The organism is Stagnihabitans tardus (assembly GCF_009925085.1).
Lineage (GTDB): Bacteria > Pseudomonadota > Alphaproteobacteria > Rhodobacterales > Rhodobacteraceae > Stagnihabitans > Stagnihabitans tardus.
Genome location: NZ_JAABNR010000023.1, coordinates 15192 through 38780, shown reverse-complemented (window position 1 = coordinate 38780; position 23589 = coordinate 15192). Strand labels below are relative to the sequence as shown.

Below are 23589 nucleotides of genomic sequence, written 5' to 3'. Positions count from 1 at the left end.
AACCTCTTTGTTATGCCTGCCCTAAAACTGGGGACTCAGGCGCGAATTTCAAGCGTGAACCCGCGCGGGTTTGCGCATCGTGACCAATTCTTCCGCTGCCGTGGGGTGAACCGCGACCGTGCGGTCGAAATCCTCCTTCGTCGCGCCCATCTTGATCGCCACGGCGGCCAACTGGATCATCTCTCCCGCCTCGGGGCCGACGATATGACAGCCCAGCACCCTGCGGGTATCAGTCGCCACGATCAGCTTCATCAGGGTGCGGTCCTGGCGGCCTGCAAACAGCGTCTTCATGGGACGGAAGGTCGAGACATAGACCTCGACCCCGCCTTGCGCCTTCGCCGCCTCTTCGGTCAGGCCCACCGTGCCCATCTCGGGCTGGGTGAAGACCGCGCTTGCCACCAGGTCGTGATCGGCCACCCAGGGCTTGCCGCCAAAGATCGTATCGGCAAAGGCATGGCCCTCGCGGATCGCCACCGGGGTCAGGTTGATCCGGTCGGTGACATCGCCCACGGCGAAGATCGAGGGGACGGAGGTTTGGCTATGCGCATCCACCAGGATCTGCCCCCTGGCGCCAAACTGGACGCCGAGCGCCTCCAGCCCCAGGCCCGTGGTGTTCGGCACCCGGCCCGTGGCGTAAAGCACGAGGTCGGTTTCATGGGTCGCGCCCGCCGTGGTGGTCACGAGGCCAGGGTCGATGCGGGCAATCTCGGTCCCGGTCAGGATGGTGATGCCCTTCTCGGCCATGCCAGCGGCCACATGGGCGCGGGCCTCTTCGTCAAAGCCGCGCAGGATGTTGGAGGCGCGGCACATCAGCGTGACCTGCACGCCGAGGCCATTGAGGATGCAGGCAAACTCACAGGCGATATAGCCGCCGCCCATGATGACCGCGCGCCCCGGCAGGGCGTCGAGGTGGAACATCTCGTTCGAGGTGACGGCCAGCTCTGCCCCGGGGATATCGGGGATGAAGGGGCGGCCTCCGGTGGCAATCAGGATATGGCGGGCGGAGACCTCCGTCCCATCCGCCAGCCTGACGCGATGCGGGTCGATGACCACCGCGCGCTGGTCATGGATCACAACCCCCGCATTCTTCAGCGTGTTGCGATAGGCGCCCTCCAGCCGTGTGAGCTCGGCCTCCAGCTGGCCACGAAAGCGCGGCCAGTCAAAGCCGCCTTGGGTCACCTGCCAGCCATAGGCCGCCGCATCCGCGATCTGGCCCGGGAAGGCCGAGGCATTGACCATGATCTTCTTGGGCACGCAGCCCCGGATCACGCAGGTCCCGCCCATGCGGCTTTCCTCGGCCAGGCCCACCTTGGCCCCGCCCTCCGCACTGGCGATCCGCGCCGCGCGCACCCCGCCCGAGCCGCCGCCGATGACGAAAAGGTCGTAATCCATCACAGGTCCCGGAAGATGTTGTCCGAGGGCAGGAACTCGATCCGGTCCTCGGTGTCGGTGCCATTGTTGATGTCGCGCACCTGGACGCGGCCATCGGAATGGCCGATGACCACCACGTCGCAGATGTCGATGAAGAGCCCGTTTTCCACGACGCCGGGGATCTGGTTCAGGACCAGGGCAAGCTGGCGCGGGTTGCCGATGCGCTTCAGATGCAGGTCGACGATGTAATTGCTTTCATCCGTGATCAGCGGCCGGTCGCCGTTCATCCGAAGCGAGACCTCGCGGTTCATCACATCCAGCGCCACGAGGGTCTCTTCGATCAGCGCCTTGGTGGTCTGCCAGCCAAAGGGAATGACCTCGACCGGCAGGGGGAAGGCGCCGAGCGTCGCGACCTCCTTGGCCGCATCGGCGATGACGATCATCTGGTCGCTGGCCGTGGCCACGATCTTTTCCTGCAACAGAGCCGCCCCGCCGCCCTTGATCAGCGCCAGCTGCGGATCGAACTCATCCGCCCCGTCGATGGTCAGGTCGAGCCACTTCGCCTCATCGAGCGAGACAACCTGGATCCCCACCTGCCGCGCCAGTTCCGCCGTCCGGGTCGAGGTGGGCACGCCCACGATCTTGAGCCCCTCTTCGCGCACCCTTTCGCCCAGGCAGCGCACCATCCAGGCCGCGGTCGATCCCGTGCCGAGCCCGACCTTCATCCCCGTCTGCACATAGTCGCAAGCCCGCTTGGCAGCGACGAATTTCGCCTTGTCGGCGGGGGAGAGTTCTTTGGTCATGTCCGGGCCTCCTTCGGGTCTGGAGGCCTTATAGCAAATGGAACGCGCGGGGCCATGGGGAAAGGGGGCCCCTCCCCGACGCCGCCCCCCCTCCCCCCGAAGCCGGTTGGCCGCAGGCCAGAGGCGAGGCAAGCGCTTGCGGGCGGGACGCCCGCGCCACTCCGCCGCCCATGCCGCTGATCAGCAGCAAGAATAGCGGGCCCCTCCCCGATGCCGCCCGCCCGACGGCCCCTCCTTCCCCCGGAGCCGGTTGGCCGCAGGCCAGAGGCGAGGCAAGCGCTTGCGGGCGGAACGCCCGCGCCACTTCCCTCCGCGGTCAGTCCCAAGGCTCCCGGCCCCATCGCTTTCCCCCTTGACATCCGGCCCCACCGCGCCAAGCTTAAATTGCGACTAATTCGCAATTGCAAAACCAGATTGGTGCCCATGAGCCTCTTCGACCGCCCCGAACCCGCAACCGACCGGGCCTGGAGCCAGCCCCGCGGCGAGGCCGCGCTGGCCGATGTCCACCGCTCCATCCCGCTGGGCGTCACGCGCTGGCAGAGGTTCCTGGCCTTCCTCGGGCCGGGCTACATGGTCGCCGTGGGCTATATGGACCCTGGCAACTGGGCGACCTCGCTCGCGGGGGGGTCGAAATTCGGCTATACGCTGCTTTTCGTGGCGCTCTTGTCCAATATCATGGCCATCGTCCTGCAATCGCTGAGCGCGCGCCTCGCCATCGCCTCGGGCCGCGACCTGGCCCAGGCCTGCCGCGACGGGCTGCCGCGCTGGACGCGGCTCCCGCTCTGGCTTGCTGCCGAGATCGCCATCATCGCCACCGATATCGCCGAGGTCATCGGCACGGCCATCGGCCTGAACCTGCTCTTCGGCATCCCGCTGGAACTGGGCGTCATCATCACCTCGCTCGATGTCTTCCTGATCCTCTGGCTGCAACGGCGCGGCTTCCGCAAGCTCGAGGCCTTCGTGATCGCCCTTCTGGGCATCATCGCGGTCTCTTTCCTGGCGCAGATCGTCCTGGCGGACCCGGATTGGGGCGGCGTGCTGAAGGGATTCATGCCCACGACCGATATCCTGACCAACCCTGACATGCTCTACCTGGCCTTGGGCATCCTCGGCGCCACGGTCATGCCGCATAACCTCTATCTGCACTCGGCCATCGTCCAGACCCGGGCCTGGGGCAACTCCACAGCCGAAAAGCGCGAGGCCCTGCGCTTTGCCACGATCGATTCGACCGTGGCCCTGATGTTCGCCCTGACGATCAATGCCTCGATCCTGATCCTCGCGGCCTCGGCCTTCCATGCCAATGGCCAGACCGAGGTCGCGGACCTCGGCGATGCCCATCGGCTGATCGGGCCCCTTCTGGGCGCGGGCATCGCGCCGGTCCTCTTCGCCGTGGCCCTTCTGGCCTGTGGCTTGAACTCGACCGTCACGGCGACCCTGGCGGGCCAGGCGGTCATGGAGGGCTTTCTGCACCTCCGGATCGCGCCCTGGGCCCGCAGGCTCCTCACCCGCGCCCTTGCCATCCTGCCGGCGGCAGGGGTGACCATCCTTTACGGGACCGACGGCATGGGAGAGCTCCTGATCCTCACCCAGGTCGTCCTGTCCATGCAACTCTCCTTCGCCGTCGTGCCGCTGGTGGCCTTCACCACCCAGCGCTCGAAGATGGGAGACCTGGTGGCCCCCCTCTGGCTTGGCGCCTTCGCCTGGGCCATCGCGGCGGTGATCGTCGTCCTGAACCTGAAGCTGCTCAGCGACTTCTTCTGATCCGGCAGGCACCCCGGGGGGAGGCGCTGCCGGGCGCACCATCAAGGCCCCCCGACGCAAAACCTGGCCCCCCTCGGGGGGAACCCGCGCCGCCTGCGCCGAAACCGGCCAGGCCGCGGCTCAGGACACCAGGGCCTGGACGCCCGAGCGCACCTCGTCCAGGGTGACCCTTCCATCGGCATCGGCGTCGAAACCCATCAGCACCTTGACCTCGGCCAGCCGCGCCGGGCCATAGGCCGACAGAGCCGCCTCCTCGGCCCGGCTCGCAATCTCGGCCGCCGTCACCAGACCATCGCCATCGGCATCGGCCGCCCCGAAATCACGGTCGAGCCGCACCCGCGCCTCGGCCTTCAGCGCCTGGGCGGCGCCCAGCATCTCTTCCCGCGTCACAGCCCCATCGCCATTCAGGTCCGCCGCCATCAGCGGCGCGACGACCGCGACCCGCGCCTTTGCCCGTTTCAGCGCGATCGAGACCGCCAGCTGATCCGAGGTGATCGCATCGCCCGAGCCGGCGCTCGCGATCAGCGCCGCCACATCCTGCAAATAGGCCGCGCTGTCGGCCTTGATCACCTGCATCAGGCGCGGCGGAAGGCCGCCCTCGGCCCGGGCCGACAGGGGCATCACAAGCGGCAAAATCATCATCAGGGGGGCAAGGCGCATGACATCTCTCCATTCTGGATCGGGATGACCCAGCTTCGCGAATCCCGGTTAAGCCCGGGTAAACAAAACCGGAACACTTGCAGAAAAACCGCGCCCCTTCGTTTTCCGCGCCCTTCTGTCGGTTTTGCGCCCCCCTTCCCCGCAATCCCGCCTATCCTGCCGCGAAAGGAGCCCGCGATGTATACCCTGCACTATTGGCCCGACAGCGCCTCCCAAGGTCTGCGCATCCTCTTGCGCGTCATCGGCGCGCCTTTCACGGAAATCCTCATCGACCGCGAGAACGGCGCCCTCGACAGCCCCGCCTACCGCGCCCTGCAACCCCTGGGGAAGATCCCCGCGCTCGAGACCCCCGATGGCCCGGTCTTCGAGACCGCCGCGATCTTCCTTCACCTCGCCGAGCGCCACGGCCTTGCCCCCAGCGCCACCGACCCCCAGCGCGGCGCCTTCCTCTCCTGGCTTTTCTTCACCAGCTACAACCTGCACGCGCCGCTGATGTCCGTCTTCTACCCCGAGCGCGTGGCCTCCGATGGCCCCGAGGTCGCCGCGCGCGCGGCGGGCCTCTTGCGCGCCAATTTCGCCACGCTGGACGCCATGGCCGCGACCCCGCCCGACTGGCTGCAGGGAACCAAGCCCCTGCCCATCTACCTTGCCATGCTGGTCCATTGGCTGGGCGGCTTCCCCCCCGGCCATGCCGCCCATCTGACGCTGGAGGACCTGCCCCACCTCGGCCCCCTCCTGGCCCCGCTGGAACTCCACCCCGCCGTGGCGGAAGTCTGCCGCGACGAGGGGCTGAAGCTCACCTATCTCTCCGACCCCTATTGAGGCCGCATCATGTTCCTTTCCGTCTTCGACATGTTCAAGGTGGGCGTCGGGCCTTCCTCCTCGCATACGATGGGGCCCATGGTGGCCGCCGCCCGCTTCCTGGACCTTCTGCGCGCCTCGCCCTTCCATGCGGCGGGGTTGCGCGGCTCGCTCCATGGGTCGCTGGCCTTTACCGGCGTGGGCCATGCCACCGACCGCGCCACGATCCTGGGGCTGGCCGGGTTCCAGCCCGCGACCTATGACGCCGCAAAGGCCGAAGCCACGCTGGCCGCCATCCACGAGACCCACAAGATCCAGCCCCCCGGCCTGCCGGAACTGAGCTTCGACCCCAAGAAAGACCTGACCTTCGACTATGGCCCGGCGCTTCCGGGCCATGCCAATGGGATGATCCTCAAGGCCACCGATGCCCAGGGCGACGTGATCCTGGAGGAGACCTATTACTCCATCGGCGGCGGCTTCGTCCTGACCGCCGGAGAGCTCGCCGAGGCCGGGGGCACGAAATCCAAGGCCCGCGCCGATGTGCCCTATCCTTTCGAAACGGCGGCCGAGATGCTGGACATGGCCCGCGCCTCCGGCCTCTCCATCGCCCAGATGAAACTGCAGAACGAGCTGAAATTCCGCACGAAAGCGGAAATCGACAAGGGCCTGTCCCGGCTGTGGGAGGTCATGAACGCCTGCATCTCGCGCGGGATGGCAGTGGATGGGATCCTGCCCGGGGGCTTGAAGGTCCGCAGGCGGGCCAAGGGGATTTACGACGCGCTGATGGCCGAACGGGGCCTGAACATGACCGCGCCCCATACGATCAACGACTGGATGTCGCTTTACGCCATGGCGGTGAACGAGGAAAACGCCGCCGGGGGCCAGGTCGTGACCGCGCCGACCAATGGCGCGGCGGGTGTCCTGCCCGCGACGATCCGCTATTACCTCGACCATGTGCCCGGCGCCTCGCTCTCGCGCGTGCCGGATTTCCTCTTGACCGCCGCCGCCATCGGCGGGCTGTGCAAGCACAATGCCTCGATCTCGGGGGCGGAATGCGGCTGCCAGGCCGAGGTGGGCTCGGCCGCCGCCATGTCTGCCGCTGGCCTCGCGGCGGTGCTGGGGGGCACGCCGGAGCAGGTGGAAAACGCCGCCGAAATCGCGCTGGAGCATCACCTCGGCATGACCTGCGACCCGGTCAAGGGCCTCGTGCAGGTGCCCTGCATCGAGCGCAACGGCCTCGGCGCCATCAAGGCGGTCTCGGCGGCCTCGCTGTCCATGCGCGGCGACGGGCAGCATTTGGTCTCGCTCGATGCCTGCATCGAGACCATGCGCCAGACCGGCCATGACATGCATGAGAAGTATAAAGAGACCTCCCTGGGCGGCCTCGCCGTCAATGTCCCCAACTGCTAGATCAGCCAGAGATCGGCGGCCCGCAGCACGACGCCGGCCTGAACCTGGCAGACGGCGATGGCCACCTCGGCGCCATTGCCGTCGAAGTCCGCCCAAAGCGTGCTGGTCGTGGTGTCAAAGATGAAGCGGTCGTCGGCCTGTTGCGCCTGGTTGTCGGCCCGCAGGATGAAGGCCCCCGCCGCGACCGCCCCGGGAGCGAGGTCGAAGATGCCGAAGTCAAAGGCCTGGACCACGATCCGGTCCGGCGTCACCCCACGGGCAAAGTCGGTGATGCGGTCGACATTGCCGTCAGGCGTGCCAAAGACGAACCAATCCGCCCCGGCATTGCCGGTCAAGAGGTCCAGCCCCTGCCCTCCGACCAGCGTATCGGCGCCGAGGCCACCCACCAGCGTGTCATTGCCGCCCCGCCCCTCCAGCCGGTTGTCCGCCGCATCCCCGGTCATGCGGTCCGCCCCGACATCGGACCCCGCAAAGGCCTCGACCCCCGCAAACTGGTCGCCCGCCGCATCGCCCCGGTTGGCCAGCCCATTGGCCAGGTTCAAGATCACCCGGACCTGGGAATACTCATAGCTGACCAGGTCGAAGCCGCCATCGCCCTGCACGAACTCCGCCGCGGCACCCAGGACGGCAAAATCATCGCCGCCCCCCAACCAGATCAGCCCGGTCATCGTCCCGCCCCGCGTGTCGATCTCGTCCTGGCCCTCGCCCAGGTAGATGTCGCCCAGGATCGTCCCCTTGTTGCCCACCACGTCATTGCTGCCGCCGAGCCAAATGCCGCCCTCCATCCGACCGTAATTGTGGATGACCCAGGTCATCCCCACCGTCTGGTCCAGCACCCCCCAGCCCGAGGCCGAGATCGTGCCCCGGTTGGTCACATTCAGGAACCCCCCGGTGTTGGCCCCCAGCGCCGTGATCGCCGCATAGCCGCCGTCGATGCGCCCGATATTGGTCAGCGCGACATTCGTGTCCTGCACGTCAGAGGTCCAGATCTGCACCGCGGCCTCGCCGAGGATCTGCCCATAGTTCTTGACCACCGAGGGCCCCTGAAGCCGCATGGCCACCTGGTCGCCGATCACCTGGCCCGAGGTGGTGACCGTATAGCTGCTTTGCCCCGAAAGGGCATCGACGACCACGGTCTGAATGGCCGTCTGGTCCGACCAGACCAGCCCCGCCAAGGTCATGCGCACGCCGCCAAAGGGCGAGGCGATGGCGCTGGCGCCCGCCGTCGTGATCGAGCCGGTCTGGGTCAAAAGCAGGTAATCCCCCGGCATCAACAGGGACTGCGCAACATTGGTGCTGATGATCGTGGCCATAACGCGAACCTTCTGAAAGACGCCCCATTCTGCCCCCGCCCCGCCCCTTGGGTCAAACGCGATTTTCGGCCCCCCCGCGTCGGTTTCCGGCAGCCCCCCGCGCGCGCGCCCTGCTAAAAGGCCGCATGTCGACGCCATCCCCCCTTCGCGGCGCCCTTCTCATGGTCGCCTTCTGCATCATGGCCCCGCTCCTGGACGCCTGTTCCAAACTGGCGACCGAGGCGATTCCGGTGGGCCAGATCACCGCCGCGCGCTTCCTGTTCCAGGGGCTTTGCATGCTGCCGGTCTTCGCCCTGATGCGGCCGAAATGGGGCGGCACCAGGCGCGACCTCTTCTTCATCACCGCCCGCGCCTTCTGCCTGATCCTGTCGACCTATTGCTTCGTGGCCTCGGTCCAGTTCATGCCCATCGCCGATGCCATCGCCATCGTCTTCGTCATGCCCTTCATGATCATGGGCCTGTCCCGCCTGATCTTCGGCACGCCCATCGGCAAACAGCAGGTCCTGGCCTCGCTCGTGGGCTTTGGCGGAGCGCTTCTCGTCATCCAGCCCAAGCTTTCGACCTATGGCCTGGTCGCGCTCTTCCCGCTGGGCTGCGCCCTGGCCTTTTCCTTCTACGAATTCGCCACGCAAGCCATGTCGACCCGCGTCGATGCCGTCTCGATGCAGCTCCATACCTCGCTGGCCGGTTTCGCCATGGCGGCCCCGGTGCTCTGGGCCTTCGACGGCTCGGGCGTGACCCCGCTTGATCCCGTCATGCCCGACGCGATCAACACGCTCTGGCTCTTTGGCGTGGGCTTCTGGGCCGCGGCCTCGCATTTCTGCATGACCGTGGCCATGCGCCATGCCCCCGCCGCCACCCTCGCGCCCCTGCATTACCTGGAACTGCCGATGGCGGTCTTCCTGGGCTATGCGATCTTCGGCGACTTCCCCAATGCCTATACCTGGATCGGCATGGCGGTGATCGTGGGCTCCGGCCTCTACGTCATCCGCCTTGAAACGCGCGGGCAACCGCCCCTGCTGCCCGACGAGGCAATATGACCAGCATCCGCGCCTGATCGACCTCCAGCCGCACCCGGGGCGCGGCCACCTCGTTCGAGGTCCCGACCCTCCCCCAGGGCGAGAAATCCAAACCTGCCGTCGGCCAGCGCAGCCCCTCTGACCGGCAGCGCACCTCCCCCAGGGGGTAAAGCGAAAACCGGCTGCCGGGGGTCAGGGCCAGCTCCAGCCGGGGCGGGCACAGAAAGACCACATCCGTGGCGCTCATCACCAGGCAGCGTTTCTCGGGATGGGCGAGGAGAGAGGTCAAGACCGCGAGCCCATGGTCCAGCCTTTGGCCCGCAAAGCCCACCGCGACCACGAAAGGCGCCGCGATCGAGCGTAAAGCCTTATCGAAATCGGTCGTGACCTGTTCGGCGATGTGATGCACCCTGTCCGCCAGCCGCAGCCTTGCGCCATCGCTGATCGAATCGAGGTCGCCCATCACCGCCTCAGGCTCCACCCCATGCGCCAAAAGCCGGTCCGCCCCGCCATCGGCGGCCACGACGCGCGGCGCCAATTCCCGCGCCTCGGCCAAGAGACGCGCCGAAAAAGCGCTGCCCCCCGCCAGGGTGACCCCATCAGTTGATTGGACAATGACCTCGGGCATGCTGATATTGTCCTTCGAATTGCGGCAATCCACCGGTGCGGCGGCCACAATCAATCCTTCAAATCACCCCGGTTTGTCCATGGATTCGAACAGACCTCCGCGCAGGGTGATCCGGTCGAGTTTGGCAGAAGGCGGGCGACAATGAACGCTGCTCATAAAATTCTAACGGTTTCTTACGGAACTTTCAGCTGCACGCTGGAAGGCTTCGACGACCCCTTCAACACGATGAAGGCGATCGCGGAGTATTTCCGCGACCTGGCGGCAGAGGATCGTTACTTCGGGGCCGAGCCGCCGCAGCCCGATGCCGCCATGCTGCACAAGATCGCCGAGCGCGAGATCCAGCGCCGGGTCGAGGCCAAGATCCAGGAGAACGGCGTGGTGCTCCGCGCAAGGGAGGCCGAAGCCGCCCCCCCCGTGGAGGAGGCCCCCGATGCGGCCGCAGCGCCGCCGCAAAGCGCCCCTGCCCGCAGCGCCGACCCGACCCCGGCCCCGACCCCGGCCGAGCGGGTTTCCGTGACCATGGGCCAGGCCCAAGCCGCAGCGGCCCCCGCCGCGCCCAGGATGCTGGCCGATGACGCCGCCGCCGCCGCCATGGCCAGCGCGGCCCAAAGGCTCCAGCGTCTCCGCGCCGCCCAGGCCGGAGCCCAGATCACCACCGCAGTGACCGCCCCAATGGCCGCCCCTGTGGCCGCCCCTGTGGCCGCCCCGGCAGAGGCGCCCGTTTCGGCTCCCGAGCTCGCCCCCGAGCCCGCCCCTGTGGCCCCCCCCGTGGTTGCCCCCGTGGCAGAGACTGCGACCGAACCTGCGTCCCCCGCTCCGACGCTCCTTGACGCGGCGCCCGCGCCCGAAGCCAAGCCCGAAGACCTCATCGCTCCGGCCCCCCTGGCCGAGGCCGCAGAGCTTCCCGCTTCCACGGCCCCCGAGATCGAAGACACCGACCCGCAAGCCGAACTCGCGCAAGCCGAGGCCCCGGCAGCCGAGGTCGAGGCCGCCGCCGAGGCGGATGACGCCCTCTTGTCGGCCCTGCGCGAAACCCTTTCGGGCGCGCTGGACAGCGACAGCATCGCCCCAGAGCCCGCGCCCGAGCCCCAGCCCTTCGACATGGCCGCCCTGACCCTCGAACCGACCGAGGACCTGCCCGAGGCCGAGCCCGAGGCGCTCTCGCCGGAAGCCGACCTGCCCGAGATCGTCGAAGAGACCCTCGCCGAGGCGGAAGAGGCCGCCCAGGCCGAGATCGAAGCCAGCGCAACCCTGGCCGCCATCCTCGCCGCTCCCGAGCCCGAAGACCTGCCCGCGCCCGAGATGGCCGCGGATGAAGAGCTCCCCGAAGCCCCCTTCGCGGAACCCGAAGCCTGGTCCGACGCGGTCGAAGCCCCGGCCGAAGAGCCCGACGCCTTCGAAGAGCCCGAAGCCCCGGCCGAAGAGCCCGAAGCCTTCGAAGAACCGGAAGCCCTGGCCGAACCCGAAGCCCCGACCGAACCCGAAGCCGTTGCTGCCGAAGCCGAGGCTGCGCCTGAGGCCATCTTCGGCGCCGAGCCCGCGCCCCTGGAAGAGGCCGCCCCCCAGGTCGCCGAAAAGATCCAGCGCGCCCGGGCCCGGGTCATCAAGATCCGCCGCATCGAGGCCCAGGCGGCTCCCGAAACCGCTCCCGAAACCGCTCCCGAGGCCGATCCCTCCGCCGCCCTGCGCGCGGTCATGACCGAGCCGCAACCCGAGACCCCGGCCAACCGCCTGCCCGCCGTCGAAACCGACGAGGCTTCGGTCAACCGCCTCCTGCAAAAGGCCGCGACGGAGTTCGAAGAGCCCCAGACCAAGCGCCGCCGCTCGGCCATCGCCCATCTCAAGGCCGCCGTCCTGGCGACCGTGGCCGAACGCCGCGCCAAGGGCGCCGCCAAGCCCGATGACAGCCTGCGCGAGAACCCCTATCGCCAGGACCTCGACCAGGCCATGCGCCCCGCCGCCGAAAAGCCCGCGCCGCTTGTGCTTCTGCCCACGCTGCGCATCGACCAGCGCGCGCCCGCCGCCCAGGCCCCGGCGCCCGCCGCCGCCCCGGCTCCGGTCGCGGTCCAGCCCGTCCGCCCGCGCCGGGTGACGGCTGCGGCCCTGGCCCAGCGCCCCGCCTTCGCCCCCGAAGAGGACGAACTGGCCGCCGCCGAGGGCTCCAATGTCTTCTCCGACGGCCCGGGCCAAAGCTTCCAGGACTTCGCCGACGGCCTCGGCGCCCATAGCCTGCAAGACCTGATCGAGGCGGCCGGCGCCTATCTCACCCTGACCAAGGGCGAGGGCGGCTTCACCCGCCCCGAGCTTTTCGCGCAACTGACCGCCGCAGGCTCCGAACCCTCGCGCGAGGATGGCCTGCGCGGCTTCGGCCGCCTGTTGCGCGAAGGGCGCCTGACCAAGACCGAGGCCGGGACCTATGCGCTTACCGAGACCTCTCCCATGCTGGCCCAGGTCAAACGCCGGGCAAGCTGAGTGCGGCGTGTCAGTGCGGCGGAGAGGGCAACCTCTCCGCCTTTTCATTTTCCGACATTCCGCAAGGGAAAGGCCCGGGGATCATCCCGGGCCTTTCCCTTTTTCAATCTTTCTTGTCGTCCGGGTCGGGCTGCCCCACCCCCAGGAAGATCGGCTTCAGGGGAATGATCCACAAGATGCCAAGACCCAGGTAGACCAGAAGCTCGACCCAGAAGGAGGGCCTCTCGAACAGGTCGATCAGGTTGACGGCCACGATGATATAGGCCGGAATCCCCAGGACCAGCACCAGCAGCGACAGCCGACGTTTGGTCTTGTAGCGCATCAGTCGGCGAAGGGATCGGTCACGAGGATCGTGTCGTCCCGTTCCGGCGAGGTGGAGAGCAGCGCGACCGGGCACTGGATCAACTCTTCGATCCGGCGGACATATTTGATGGCCGCGCCGGGAAGATCGGCCCAGGAGCGGGCGCCTGCCGTATTCTCCGACCAGCCTTCCATCTCTTCATAGATGGGCGTGCAGCGCGCCTGTTGGTCGGCGGCGGTGGGCAGGTAATCCATCCGCACGCCGTCGAGGCCATAGCCCACGCAGATCTTCAGCGTCTTGAACCCGTCCAGAACGTCCAGCTTGGTCAGGGCAATCCCCGAGACGCCAGAGGTCGCGCAGGTTTGCCGCACCAGCACCGCATCGAACCAGCCGCAGCGGCGCTTGCGCCCGGTCACGGTGCCGAATTCATGGCCGCGCTCGCCCAGACGCTCGCCATCGGCGTCAAACAGCTCCGCCGGGAAGGGGCCTTCGCCGACCCGCGTCGTATAGGCCTTCACGATGCCCAGGACGAAATCGATGGCCGTGGGGCCAAGCCCCGTGCCCGTCGCCGCCTGCCCCGCGATGGTGTTCGAGGAGGTGACGAAAGGATAGGTCCCGAAGTCGATGTCCAGAAGCGCACCCTGCGCGCCCTCAAAGAGGATCCGCTTGCCCGCGCGCCGCGCATCGGTCAGCACCTTCCAGACCGGACCGGCATAGGGCTTGATCTTGGGCGCGATCTCGAGAATCGCGGCTTTCAGCGCCACGGGGTCGACCGGCTCCAGCCCCAGACCCGCGCGAAGTGCATTGTGATGGGCCAAAAGCCGCCCGATGCGGGCGTCCAGCGTGGTTTCGTCGAAGATGTCGGCCACGCGGATCGCGCGGCGGCCGACCTTGTCTTCATAGGCCGGACCGATGCCGCGCCCCGTGGTGCCGATCTTGGCGACCGAGTTCTGGCTTTCGCGGCCCCGGTCCAGCTCGCCATGGATCGGCAGGATCAGCGAGGCGTTTTCGGCCACCATGAGGTTTTCCGGCGTGATTTCGACGCCTTGGCCGCGCAGCTTCTCGATCTCCATGACCAGGTGCCAGGGGTCCAGCACGACGCCATTGCCGATGACCGACAATTTCCCGCCCCGCACGATGCCCGAAGGCAGGAGCGAGAGCTTGTAGACCTTGCCGTCGATGACCAGGGTATGGCCCGCGTTATGCCCGCCCTGGAAGCGTGCGATGACATCGGCGCGCTCCGAGAGCCAGTCGACGATCTTTCCCTTGCCCTCGTCGCCCCATTGGGCGCCCACGACAACCACGTTGGCCATGCGTCCGGTCCTGCATTTGGTGAAACCGTGCACCCTATAGCGGCAAGGGCTGCCGGGGGAAAGCGGAGAATGTGCCGGGGTGGGTCAGGCCCTGGCAGAGCGCCGGGGGCCAGCCGGGGCCTCCGGCGGGGATATTTGGGCCAGTATGAAAGGGGGGGATCGCAAGCACCGTTCCGCCCGGGGCGGCCTTGGGATATCGGGGCCCGCCGGAAGCGCGGCAGAGGCTGCGTGATCGCAGGCTCCACGCCTCTCGGAGGAGCCCCCCGGGATATCCTTTCAGGCTCGGTGCGCTTTGCCCCCATGCCCCCCGGCCTGCGGGCGCCTAGGCCTCCCCCGTCGCCGGTGGCAGGCTGGACCCGAAGGCCGCCATGGCCGCGATGACCGGGCCCATGCCCTGGCCAAGCGCGGTCAGCCGGTAATCGGTCGTCGGCGGATTGGTCGGATAGACCCGGCGCTCGACCAGGCCCGCTTCCTCCAGCATGTCCAGCCTTTCGGCCAGCATGCGCGGGCTGATCCCGCCCAGCGAGCGCATGAGGCCGCTGTAGCGCTGCGGCCCGGGCAGGAGGTCGCGGAAGATCAGGGTCGTCCACTTGCCGCCCAGGACCCCATGGGCGCGCGCCACGGGACAGTCCTCCGCGCAGCCCGCATCGCTTCCCCGCCGCACCTCGCCCATCCTGGCCCTCTCCCTGGTCGCGCCGCCCCAGGGGGCAGCATGAAAGTGATACTATGGATTTTGTAACTGCTTCCTTTTCCATAGTCCATGCCGCATCTCGGGATCACAGCTCAAAAGGAGATCCCCATGCTGAAACCGCTTCTCGTCCTCATCGCCATCTCGCAGCTGGTCCTGGCCGCGCTGACCCTGCTCGTCCCGGTGCAATTTGCCACCTGGATGGGCCTGACCCCGCCCCCGGCCGATTCCGCCTATCTCATGGCCATGCTCGGCACGCGGTTCCTCGTCCTCGGCCTCGGCCTCCTCGTCCAGGCCCGCCGCAGCCAGCCCGACCCTGGCTGGGTCCTGACCATGGCCGCCATCCAGGTCGGAGACTTCGCCGCCGGTGCCCTCCTCCTCGTCCAGGGCACGATCGCGGTCCCCAGCGCGGCCCTGCCCATGACCAATGCCGCGCTCTTCGCCCTCGGGCTCTGGAGCTTCCGACCGCGCCACCCGGCCTGAGCCCCCTTCCCCCTTGCGTGCCCGCCGCCTTGCGCCTAGATAGGCGCGTCACCGCACAAGGCCTTGCCCATGGAAAACGTCGTCCTCGCCATCCACCTGATCCTCGCGCTTCTGCTGATCGTCCTCGTGCTGTTGCAGCGGTCGGAGGGCGGCGGGCTCGGCATGGGCGGCGGCGGAGGCGGTGTCGTCTCGGGCCGTCAGGCCGCGACCGCGCTGGCCAAGGTGACCTGGGGCCTCGCGGGGCTCTTCATCGCGACCTCCATCGCCCTGACCCTGCTTGCCGCCTCGAACTCGGCCACTTCCTCCGTCATCGACCAGATCGGCGGCACCCTGCCCGAGCCCGCGGCCGAGCTGCCCGCGACGCCCTCGCCCCTGCAAGCCCTGCCCCCGGCGGATGCCCCCGCCACCCCGCCCAAGGCGGAAAACTGACCACAAGCCTTTGCTGATTTTCCCGGCGGTCCAACTGCATCTAGCGGTCCGGTTGCGTATTTCCTGAAAAGGCCTTACGCTCTAATTCCCGTGGTGCTGCGATTCCGCCCGTTCCGAATCGCCTGACAACGGGAGCCCCCATGGCACGCTATATCTTCATCACCGGTGGTGTGGTTTCCTCGCTGGGCAAGGGCCTCGCCTCCGCCGCCCTGGGTGCGCTCTTGCAGGCGCGCGGCTATACCGTCCGGCTGCGCAAGCTCGACCCCTATCTCAACGTCGACCCCGGCACCATGTCGCCCTTCGAACATGGCGAGGTCTTCGTGACCGACGACGGCGCGGAAACCGACCTCGACCTCGGCCATTACGAGCGCTTCACCGGCGTTCATGCGCGGCAGACCGATTCCATCTCCTCGGGCCGGATCTATTCCAACGTGCTGGAGAAAGAGCGCCGCGGCGATTACCTCGGCAAGACCATCCAGGTCATCCCCCACGTCACCAACGAAATCAAGGACTTCCTGCGCATCGGCGACGAAGAGGTCGATTTCATGCTCTGCGAGATCGGCGGCACGGTCGGCGATATCGAGGGCCTGCCCTTCTTCGAGTCCATCCGCCAGTTCATCCACGAACGCCCGCGCGGCCAGTCGATCCTGATGCACCTGACGCTCCTGCCCTACCTCGCGGCCTCGGGCGAACTCAAAACCAAGCCCACCCAGCACTCGGTCAAGGAGCTCCAGTCCATCGGCCTCGCCCCTGACGTGCTGGTCTGCCGCTCCGAACACCCGATCCCCGACCGCGAGCTGGAAAAGATCGCCCTCTTCTGCAACGTCCGCAAAGAGCATGTCGTCCCGGCCTATGACCTGAAGACGATCTACGAGGCGCCGCTCGCCTATCACCGCGCGGGCCTCGACCAGGCCGTGCTGGACGCTTTCGGCATCACCCCGGCGCCCAAGCCCAACCTGACCCGCTGGGAAGACGTGATGGACCGCATCACCCATCCCGAAGGCGAGGTCCGCGTCGCCATCGTCGGCAAATACACCCAGCTGGAAGACGCCTACAAATCCATCGCCGAGGCCCTGACCCATGGCGGCATCGCCAACCGCACCAAGGTCCGCGCCGAATGGATCAACGCCGAGATCTTCGAAACCGAAGACCCCGCCGCGCATCTGGGCAATTTCCACGCCATCCTGGTTCCGGGAGGCTTTGGCGAGCGCGGCACCGAAGGCAAGATCCGCGCCGCCCAATTTGCCCGCGAGAAGGGCATCCCCTACCTGGGGATTTGCCTCGGCATGCAGATGGCCGTGATCGAGGCCTCCCGCAACCTGGTGGGCCTAAAGAACGCAGGCTCCGAGGAATTCGACCACGAGGCGGGGGAAAAGCGTTTCACCCCCGTGGTTTACCACCTGAAGGAATGGGTCCAGGGCAACCACACCGTCCGCCGCAAGGCCGATGACGCCAAGGGCGGCACGATGCGCCTCGGCGCCTATACGGCGGTCCTGAAAGCGGGCTCCCGCGTGGCCGAGGTCTATGGCTCCACCACCATCGAGGAACGCCACCGCCACCGCTACGAGGTCGATATCCAGTACCGCGACAAGCTGGAGCAATGCGGGTTGATCTTCTCCGGCATGAGCCCGGATGGCAAACTGCCCGAGATCGTGGAGGTGAAAGACCACCCCTGGTTCATCGGCGTGCAATTCCACCCCGAGCTGAAAAGCAAACCCTTCGCCCCGCACCCGCTGTTTGCGGATTTCGTAAGAGCGGCGAAGGAGGTGGAGCGGTTGGTTTAGGGGGGCTAGCCCCCCACCTACAGATCAACCCTCCAAATTTGACAGGCAATCTTCGCCAGCCTTTGTTGTCGGGTCTCAACTGACTTCGCGGTCCAAGCTTCACAATCAAAGATTTCTTCCGAGATCTTTAGGGCAGAGGACTGCTTGTAATGAGGAAGCTTTTCAGAGAAGCCCTTATTTGAAATGCGGCGATTCAAAGAGCTTTTGAGAAGAGTCATGTTGCCAATGCGTGTGACGTACTCGGAAAGAGCGTCTGCATCCGTGCCGAAGTCAGTCCAGTCCGCAACATCAAACTTTTGAGGAAGAACGTGTTCAAGGTTGACCACACTTGCGTCCCGATTAACCACCAGGCCAGAATCTTCCTCAAGTCTGTCGTTTATCTTGGTGAGTATATGGCGGGCCATCGCTGATTGCTCCACCGACTTTCGTGCGAATGCGGCCGAGAAGTCTGCATCGCTTGGATATAGTGAACTGAACTTCGAAAAAATATCAGAAAGGCTTGCACCTTGGTTGTTGCGCAGATGGACTGCGGCAGCAGTAAAGCTCTTCTCAATATTTCCGGTGCCGGCCCCCAAGATTATGCTGTAGCGGAAGGCAAACGCAACAACCATCCGGAGCACCGAGAGGAACTTAGATGGCGCCGTCTCAAGGGTCGACACGAGCAGGGGATTGTACTGATTGACACCGAAAAGCTTTAGCTCTTCGATGTACCCTCTGATTTTTGTCCTTTCCGGCTCCTCGAAAAAGTCCGCCCAAAAATCAGACTGAGGATCACCTAGGGCAGCATAACCTTCCGCTGTGTCGCGCAGTTCTTTCGAGAAAGAGACCACGCCATTTTTCGTATTGTATTTCTCCTTGACTCTCTGAAAGAGCTCTTTGTCACGGACGATGTTGTGTCGAGAAAGCCAAGAGTGGCGCAGGAAGCGCTTCAGTTCAATTCGGTCCAACCTCTGAGACATCAGAGCCCAGTTGGCCTGAACTTCATCTATCCGGTCATCCGCCTTCGAAAAGAGATAGTTCTTCAAGAGATCCGCTACTGAAAGCGCCAATCCGCGATCATTCAATGTTTCGAAGAGCATATAGGCGTCGTAGTCGTCCTTTACGGAAATCCGGATGACTTGGACAACATCGTCAAGTGCCTCAACAATCCGCTGGACGAAGTCAGAAAATCCAACGCCGTCGGCAAGTTCTCTCTCAATGACTCCATGAAAGTAGAGATAGCTCTCAGCCAACAGTCTATTTGACTTGCTCGTAGCTCGCGACTGCGCCTCTCTACGAACGGAATCCACGCCATCGGCGTTAATGATCTTTTCGCTGAAGAACGCCCGATTATTTATATTGAGCGTAATCTTTGGCGATGTCTCTTGAGTTCCATAGTCGAACTTTCCAAGGAAATCACTTTCAAGACGCTCGGCCAGCTTCGGATTCGAGCTCATTTTAGCTCGGTCTCGCAAGGCGCAAAGCAAGATTGACAGGGTGGTCAACCGTTGCTGCCCATCAATGACCTCATATGCGGATGAGTTTCCATCGTTGATTACGATCGATCCAATGAAATAAGTTGACTGCTGGTCCTTGAGTGCCCGTGTGATGTCCTCCCAAAGCTGCTCAACTTCGTCTTTTGTCCAGCTGTAGTCACGCTGATACTTTGGGACCAAGTAAGGCTTTCCGTCTCTCAAGATCGAACCGATGTAAGCGGCGCCCGTGTCAATGTGAGGCATTCAGTGACTTCCTTCTGCTGATAGCGATATTTGCAGGGGAAGACCAAAGACGCAACAGTGAGTGCGGCGAACTGCTTGTGAAGTTGGCCCTGCAACTCCTTAACAACCCCTTAACCCCCACACCATTTCTCCAATCCTTCCAAAGACATAGGGCCCCTTGCACGCGTGCAAGAGGCCCCTGACTCCGCTTACCAAACCTGGAAATCCTCAGAGCATCCCCAGGACCACCGGCTGGACCTCGTGCCAGCCCTCCCAGATCATCTTGCCCGCCACATAGACGATGATGGCGAGGCCCACATAGGCGATCCAGCGATGCTTGTTCAAAAGCCGCGCGATGAAGCTGGCCGCGAGGCCCATCAGGGCGATCGAGAGCACCAGCCCGATGACCAGGACCGCAGGGTGATCCTTCGCAGCCCCCGCCACGGCCAGGACATTGTCCAGGCTCATCGAGACATCGGCGATCACGATCTGCAAGGCCGCCTGGGCAAAGGTCTTGCGCGGAGCCCCCCCGGCGATGGTCCCGTCGGCGTTCAGATCCTGCCCCGTCAGCGCCTCTTCGGCCGCGTTGTCCGAGGCCGCGTCGTGGCGCAGCTCGTTCCACATCTTCCAGCAGACCCACAAAAGCAGGATGCCGCCCGCCAGCAAGAGCCCCACGACCTGCAAGAGCTGCACCGTCACGGCGGCGAAACCGATGCGCATGATCGTGGCCGCGATGATCCCCACCAGGATCGCCTTGGCGCGCTGCTCTTTCGGCAGGCCCGCGGCGGCAAGACCGATGACGATGGCATTGTCGCCCGCCAGGACCAGGTCGATGCCGATCACGGACATGAGGGCGGCAAAGCCCTCGCGTGAGAAGATTTCCGCGATTGCGGCTGTCAGGAATTCCATGGCTGTCCCTTCGGTTTTGCGCCTATCTAAGCGCCAAAGGCCGCAAGTTCAACCAAGCCCCTTGCAATCGCGCCCATTCCGCCGCATGCCGCGCCCATGCTGTCCTACCAACACGCCTATCACGCGGGCAATGCCGCCGATGTCCAGAAACATGCGCTTCTGGCCTGGATGCTGGATTACCTGACCCAGAAGGACAAGGCCTTCACCTACCTGGAGACCCATGCGGGCCGCGGACTTTACGACCTCGCGGGCCCCGAGGCCACCAAGACCGGAGAGGCGGCGCAGGGCATCTCCCGGCTCGAGGCCCGCCTGCCCGAGGGTCACCCCTACCGCCGTGTCCTCTCGATGACCCGCAAGGCCTTTGGCCGCGCCGCCTATCCTGGCTCACCGCTGATCGCGGGGCAGATCATGCGACCGCAGGACGGGCTTTGGCTTTGCGAGCTCCACCCCCAGGAACACCAGGCCCTGGAGGCCGCGATCCAGCCCCTGCGGACCGCCAACCATGCCTCCTTCCGCATCCTCAAGGAGGACGGGCTGGCGGCGGCGCTCTCGCTGACCCCGCCCAACCCGCGCCGGGGGATGATGCTGATCGACCCCTCCTTCGAGGTGAAGACCGATTACGATCGGCTTCCGGTGATCCTGCCCCAGGTCGCCCGGCGCTGGAATGTCGGCATCCTGGCGCTCTGGTATCCGATCCTGACCGATGCGCCGCATGGGCCGATGATCCGCAGCCTGCAGAAGTCCTTCCCCGAGGCCCTGACCCACGAGGTCCGCTTCCCCCCGGCCCGCCCCGGCCATCGCATGGTGGGCTCGGGGCTTTTCGTGGTGAACCCGCCCTATGGTCTTCACGAAGAGGCCAAGCGGCTTTCTGCCCTCTTCCGCTAGGGCCGCGCGCGTCCTATCCTTGGGGGATGAGCTTCCTCGACCTCCTCTTCGGCCCCGCCCCCTCCCGGCTTCCGGCCCCCGATGAACAGCTGGCGCTGGCGGCGCTTTTGGTGCGCGTGGCGCGGGCCGATGGCCATGCCTCCCCGGCCGAACTGGCGCGGATCGACCGCATCCTCGCCAGCCGTTACGCCCTTGCCCCCGAGGCCGCCCGCGCCCTGCGCCAAGAGGCCGAGACGGCCGAGCAGCTTGCCCCCGACACGGTCCGCTTCACCCGCGCGCTGAAAGAGGCCGTGCCGCTGGAAGACCGCAAGTCGCTGGTCGAGGCGCTCTGGCGCGTGGCCCTGGCCGATGGGCAGCGCGATGCCGAAGAGGATCGGCTCCTGCGGCTGGCGGCCAATCTCCTCGGGCTGAACGATGTCGACTCGGCCCTCGCGCGGCAGAGGGCCGCCCAGTGACAGGCTCGGGGATCGCCTCGCTGGCCATGTATGACCGGGCCGAAGTCCAGCCCGCCAATGACCGGCTTTGGGCTCTGATCCGCGACGGGCTCAGGGCCGAAGGGCTGCCCGCGCCCGAAGCCCTCACCCGGGGGCCCCAATCCTATTGGCCGGCCTGGGAGAGCCCTGACCTGATCCTCTCCCAGACCTGCGGCTATCCCTACCGCGCCAAGCTCCATGGCCGCGTCACCCTTCTGGCCACCCCCGATTACGGCGTCGAGGGCTGCCCGCCTGGGCATTATGTCTCGGTCTATGTCGCGCGCAAGGACGACAAGCGCGACAGCCTCAAGGCCTTTGACGGCGCGGCCCTTGCCTTCAACGAGGACCTCTCGCAATCGGGCTGGGCGGGGCCGATGTCCCATGCGCTCTCGCAGGGCGTCACCCTGCGACCATCCCTCCGCTCCGGCGGCCATGTCCTGTCGGCCCGCGCCGTGGCCGAGGGCCGCGCCGAGATCGCGGGCATCGACGTCGTGACCTGGACGATGATCACCCGCCACGACGCCTTTGCGGCAAGCCTGAAAGTGATCGCCCGCACCACCCCGACCCCCGGACTGCCCTGGATCGCCGCCAAGGACGCCGATGCCGACCGCCTTTTCCCGATCCTGCAACAGGCCGTCGCCGCCCTTTCCCAGGAGGACCGCGCCACGCTTTGCCTCAAGGGCCTCACGCGAATCTCTGCGGATGCCTATCTTTCCATCCCCACGCCTCCCGCACCGTCTCATTTCGGCGCCCCCTAAGCCCTTTCATCTTTTCACAAATATCCCGGGGGTCTGGGGGCAGCGCCCCCAGGCGACCTTTCCACAGCCGATTCTTGTTGCCAAACGCGCCCGAATCCCGCATCCTGAATTTGATCAAATTGACGCGGGTGCTGCGAAGGCACCTGCCGGGATCGGCTAAAGGGGATGGATCAAGGGCATGATCCGAGGCAGCCATGGCTGCGATCGTGCCCCTTCCGAATGAATGACATGATGAAGGATTGGCTCAGGAAACACCCGGACGTCCGGACCATTCGCGTGGCGGCGGCGGACCTCAACGGGCAGGCACGGGGCAAGAGGGTTCCCGCGCGTTTTGCAGACAAGGTCGTGAAGGATGGGACGCGCTTCCCCTTCTCGGTCCTGAACCTCGACATCTGGGGCGAGGATATCGACGACAGCCCGCTGGTTTTCGAACAGGGCGACCAGGACGGGGTGCTGAAACCCACCGAACGCGGCTTCATGCCGATGCCCTGGCTCGAGGCGCCGACCGCGCTTCTGCCGATCTGGATGTTCCGCGAGAACGGCACGCCCTATGAGGGCGACCCGCGCCATGCGCTTGCGACGGTCGTGCAGCGCTTCAAGGCGCGGGGGCTCACGCCGGTCTGCGCGATGGAGCTGGAATTCTTCCTGATCGACGATTCGGGCAAGACGCTGCAAGTCCCCCCCTCGCCGCGTTCGGGCAAGCGCCGGAAGGCGGCCGAGACCCTGTCGATCCGCGCGCTCGACGCTTTCGACACCTTCTTTACCGACCTCTACGACGCTTGCGAGGCGATGGACATTCCGGCCGATACCTCGACCTCGGAGACGGGTCTGGGGCAGTTCGAAGTGAACCTGATGCATTGCGACGACGCCTTGCGCGCCGCCGATGATGCCTGGCTCTTCAAGATGCTGGTCAAGGGCCTGGCGCGGCGCCACGGCTTTGCGGCGAGCTTCATGGCGAAACCCTACCCGGAATATTCCGGCTCGGGCCTGCACACTCACTTCTCGCTGGTGGACAACGACGGGCGCAATGTCTTCGACTCGGGCGGCCCCAAGGGCACGGCGCTCTTGCGCCAGGCCGTCGCGGGCTGCCTGAATGCGATGCATGATTCGACGCTGCTCTTCGCGCCGCACCAGAATTCCTATGAGCGCCTCGTGCCGGGCAAGCACGCCCCCACCGCCGTCTCCTGGGGTTATGAGAACCGCACCTCGGCCATCCGCATCCCGGCGGGCAACCCGGCCGCGCGCCGCATCGAGCACCGGGTCGCGGGCGGCGACGTCAATCCCTACCTGATGCTGGCGGGGATCCTTGGCGCGGCTCTGGACGGGATCGAGCACGAGATGGACGCCCCGAGCCCTGTCGTCGGCAATGCCTATGCGATCGAGGACCTGCCCCAGATCGCGCCCAATTGGGAGGCCGCCATCGAGGCGCTGGAACAGTCGGAAATCGTGCCGCGCTTCATCCATCCCGAGCTGATCAAGAACCTGATCTCGACCAAGCGGCAAGAGCTGCATTACCTAGACGAGCTGTCGGATTCCGAAAAGGTCGAGCTCTATCTCGACACCGTTTGATCAAAATATCCCGTGCCCCCTTGACCAGACCCGGGGGGCGCGGGCTAAATGGGCCAGGAAAC

General features: G+C 66.0%; 22 protein-coding genes. 12 read left to right on the top strand and 10 right to left on the bottom strand.

What is annotated here, in order from left to right; genetic code table 11:
• Window positions 1–48 precede the first annotated feature (48 nt).
• Window positions 49–1392, bottom strand: coding sequence for a glutathione-disulfide reductase (gene gor / locus GV832_RS17940; RefSeq protein ID WP_168776257.1), 1344 nt, complete (start codon window positions 1390–1392; stop codon window positions 49–51).
• The gene (gene rpiA, locus GV832_RS17935; RefSeq protein WP_168776256.1) at window positions 1392–2174 is read right to left on the bottom strand and encodes a ribose-5-phosphate isomerase RpiA; all 783 of its coding nucleotides are present in this window, start codon (window positions 2172–2174) and stop codon (window positions 1392–1394) included. Before rpiA ends, gor begins: the two co-directional genes overlap by 1 nt.
• A 423-nt stretch (window positions 2175–2597) precedes the next feature.
• Here rpiA and GV832_RS17930 point away from each other — a divergent pair, with 423 nt between their 5' ends.
• Window positions 2598–3935 (top strand): Nramp family divalent metal transporter, encoded by a 1338-nt coding sequence (locus GV832_RS17930; protein ID WP_168776255.1) that lies wholly within the window; start codon window positions 2598–2600, stop codon window positions 3933–3935.
• 120 nt (window positions 3936–4055) lie between these two features.
• Here GV832_RS17930 and GV832_RS17925 read toward each other — a convergent pair whose 3' ends face one another.
• Window positions 4056–4595, bottom strand: coding sequence for an EF-hand domain-containing protein (locus GV832_RS17925; protein WP_168776254.1), 540 nt, complete (start codon window positions 4593–4595; stop codon window positions 4056–4058).
• A 177-nt stretch (window positions 4596–4772) separates the two neighbouring features.
• On the opposite strand from GV832_RS17925, the gene GV832_RS17920 reads away from it, so the two are divergent.
• Both GV832_RS17920 and GV832_RS17915 read left to right on the top strand, forming a co-directional pair.
• Window positions 4773–5417, top strand: coding sequence for a glutathione S-transferase family protein (locus GV832_RS17920; RefSeq protein ID WP_168776253.1), 645 nt, complete (start codon window positions 4773–4775; stop codon window positions 5415–5417).
• 9 nt (window positions 5418–5426) lie between these two features.
• A complete protein-coding gene (locus GV832_RS17915; protein WP_168776252.1) occupies window positions 5427–6806 on the top strand; it encodes an L-serine ammonia-lyase in 1380 nt (459 codons plus the stop codon).
• On the opposite strand, the gene GV832_RS17910 is transcribed toward GV832_RS17915, so the two are convergent.
• A complete protein-coding gene (locus GV832_RS17910; protein WP_227754514.1) occupies window positions 6803–8119 on the bottom strand; it encodes a calcium-binding protein in 1317 nt (438 codons plus the stop codon). The two genes, GV832_RS17915 and GV832_RS17910, sit on opposite strands and share 4 nt — an antisense overlap.
• A 125-nt stretch (window positions 8120–8244) precedes the next feature.
• On the opposite strand from GV832_RS17910, the gene GV832_RS17905 reads away from it, so the two are divergent.
• On the top strand, window positions 8245–9159 hold the full coding sequence (locus tag GV832_RS17905) for a DMT family transporter (protein ID WP_168776250.1): 915 nt from the start codon (window positions 8245–8247) through the stop codon (window positions 9157–9159).
• On the opposite strand, the gene GV832_RS17900 is transcribed toward GV832_RS17905, so the two are convergent.
• Window positions 9104–9766, bottom strand: coding sequence for a thiamine diphosphokinase (locus tag GV832_RS17900; RefSeq protein ID WP_168776249.1), 663 nt, complete (start codon window positions 9764–9766; stop codon window positions 9104–9106). The two genes, GV832_RS17905 and GV832_RS17900, sit on opposite strands and share 56 nt — an antisense overlap.
• Before the next feature lie 141 nt (window positions 9767–9907).
• Here GV832_RS17900 and GV832_RS17895 point away from each other — a divergent pair, with 141 nt between their 5' ends.
• Window positions 9908–12238, top strand: a complete 2331-nt coding sequence (locus tag GV832_RS17895; protein ID WP_168776248.1) for a hypothetical protein — start codon at window positions 9908–9910, stop codon at window positions 12236–12238.
• Window positions 12239–12341: 103 nt separating this feature from the next.
• On the opposite strand, the gene GV832_RS17890 is transcribed toward GV832_RS17895, so the two are convergent.
• From GV832_RS17890 to GV832_RS17880, 3 genes are all read right to left on the bottom strand, one after another.
• Window positions 12342–12560: a DUF2842 domain-containing protein gene (locus GV832_RS17890; RefSeq protein WP_168776247.1), complete on the bottom strand. Its 219-nt coding sequence runs from the start codon at window positions 12558–12560 to the stop codon at window positions 12342–12344.
• Window positions 12560–13852 carry an adenylosuccinate synthase gene (locus GV832_RS17885; protein WP_168776246.1) on the bottom strand — a complete coding sequence of 431 codons (1293 nt, stop codon included), beginning with the start codon at window positions 13850–13852 and terminating at the stop codon, window positions 12560–12562. The genes GV832_RS17890 and GV832_RS17885 overlap by 1 nt, the downstream gene beginning before the upstream one ends.
• 322 nt (window positions 13853–14174) lie before the next feature.
• Complete coding sequence (locus tag GV832_RS17880; RefSeq protein WP_354001983.1) at window positions 14175–14516, bottom strand: winged helix-turn-helix transcriptional regulator; 342 nt, start codon at window positions 14514–14516, stop codon at window positions 14175–14177.
• 135 nt (window positions 14517–14651) lie between these two features.
• Here GV832_RS17880 and GV832_RS17875 point away from each other — a divergent pair, with 135 nt between their 5' ends.
• The 3 genes from GV832_RS17875 (at window position 14652) to pyrG (ending at window position 17236) form a co-directional block, all read left to right on the top strand.
• The gene (locus GV832_RS17875) at window positions 14652–15023 is read left to right on the top strand and encodes a hypothetical protein (protein WP_168776245.1); all 372 of its coding nucleotides are present in this window, start codon (window positions 14652–14654) and stop codon (window positions 15021–15023) included.
• Between the two features lie 69 nt (window positions 15024–15092).
• On the top strand, window positions 15093–15452 hold the full coding sequence (gene secG / locus GV832_RS17870; RefSeq protein WP_168776244.1) for a preprotein translocase subunit SecG: 360 nt from the start codon (window positions 15093–15095) through the stop codon (window positions 15450–15452).
• A 140-nt stretch (window positions 15453–15592) separates the two neighbouring features.
• Window positions 15593–17236 carry a CTP synthase gene (gene pyrG / locus GV832_RS17865; protein WP_168776243.1) on the top strand — a complete coding sequence of 548 codons (1644 nt, stop codon included), beginning with the start codon at window positions 15593–15595 and terminating at the stop codon, window positions 17234–17236.
• A 17-nt stretch (window positions 17237–17253) separates the two neighbouring features.
• On the opposite strand, the gene GV832_RS17860 is transcribed toward pyrG, so the two are convergent.
• Both GV832_RS17860 and GV832_RS17855 read right to left on the bottom strand, forming a co-directional pair.
• On the bottom strand, window positions 17254–18954 hold the full coding sequence (locus tag GV832_RS17860; protein ID WP_168776242.1) for a DUF262 domain-containing protein: 1701 nt from the start codon (window positions 18952–18954) through the stop codon (window positions 17254–17256).
• A 207-nt stretch (window positions 18955–19161) separates the two neighbouring features.
• A complete protein-coding gene (locus GV832_RS17855; RefSeq protein ID WP_168776241.1) occupies window positions 19162–19842 on the bottom strand; it encodes a TerC family protein in 681 nt (226 codons plus the stop codon).
• A 96-nt stretch (window positions 19843–19938) separates the two neighbouring features.
• Here GV832_RS17855 and GV832_RS17850 point away from each other — a divergent pair, with 96 nt between their 5' ends.
• From GV832_RS17850 to GV832_RS17835, 4 genes are all read left to right on the top strand, one after another.
• Window positions 19939–20727 carry a 23S rRNA (adenine(2030)-N(6))-methyltransferase RlmJ gene (locus GV832_RS17850; protein ID WP_168776240.1) on the top strand — a complete coding sequence of 263 codons (789 nt, stop codon included), beginning with the start codon at window positions 19939–19941 and terminating at the stop codon, window positions 20725–20727.
• 26 nt (window positions 20728–20753) lie between these two features.
• On the top strand, window positions 20754–21182 hold the full coding sequence (locus tag GV832_RS17845; protein ID WP_168776239.1) for a tellurite resistance TerB family protein: 429 nt from the start codon (window positions 20754–20756) through the stop codon (window positions 21180–21182).
• A complete protein-coding gene (locus tag GV832_RS17840) occupies window positions 21179–21958 on the top strand; it encodes a phosphate/phosphite/phosphonate ABC transporter substrate-binding protein (protein WP_354001982.1) in 780 nt (259 codons plus the stop codon). Before GV832_RS17845 ends, GV832_RS17840 begins: the two co-directional genes overlap by 4 nt.
• Window positions 21959–22189: 231 nt before the next feature.
• On the top strand, window positions 22190–23527 hold the full coding sequence (locus tag GV832_RS17835; protein WP_168776267.1) for a glutamine synthetase family protein: 1338 nt from the start codon (window positions 22190–22192) through the stop codon (window positions 23525–23527).
• The last annotated feature ends 62 nt before the right edge of the window (window positions 23528–23589 follow it).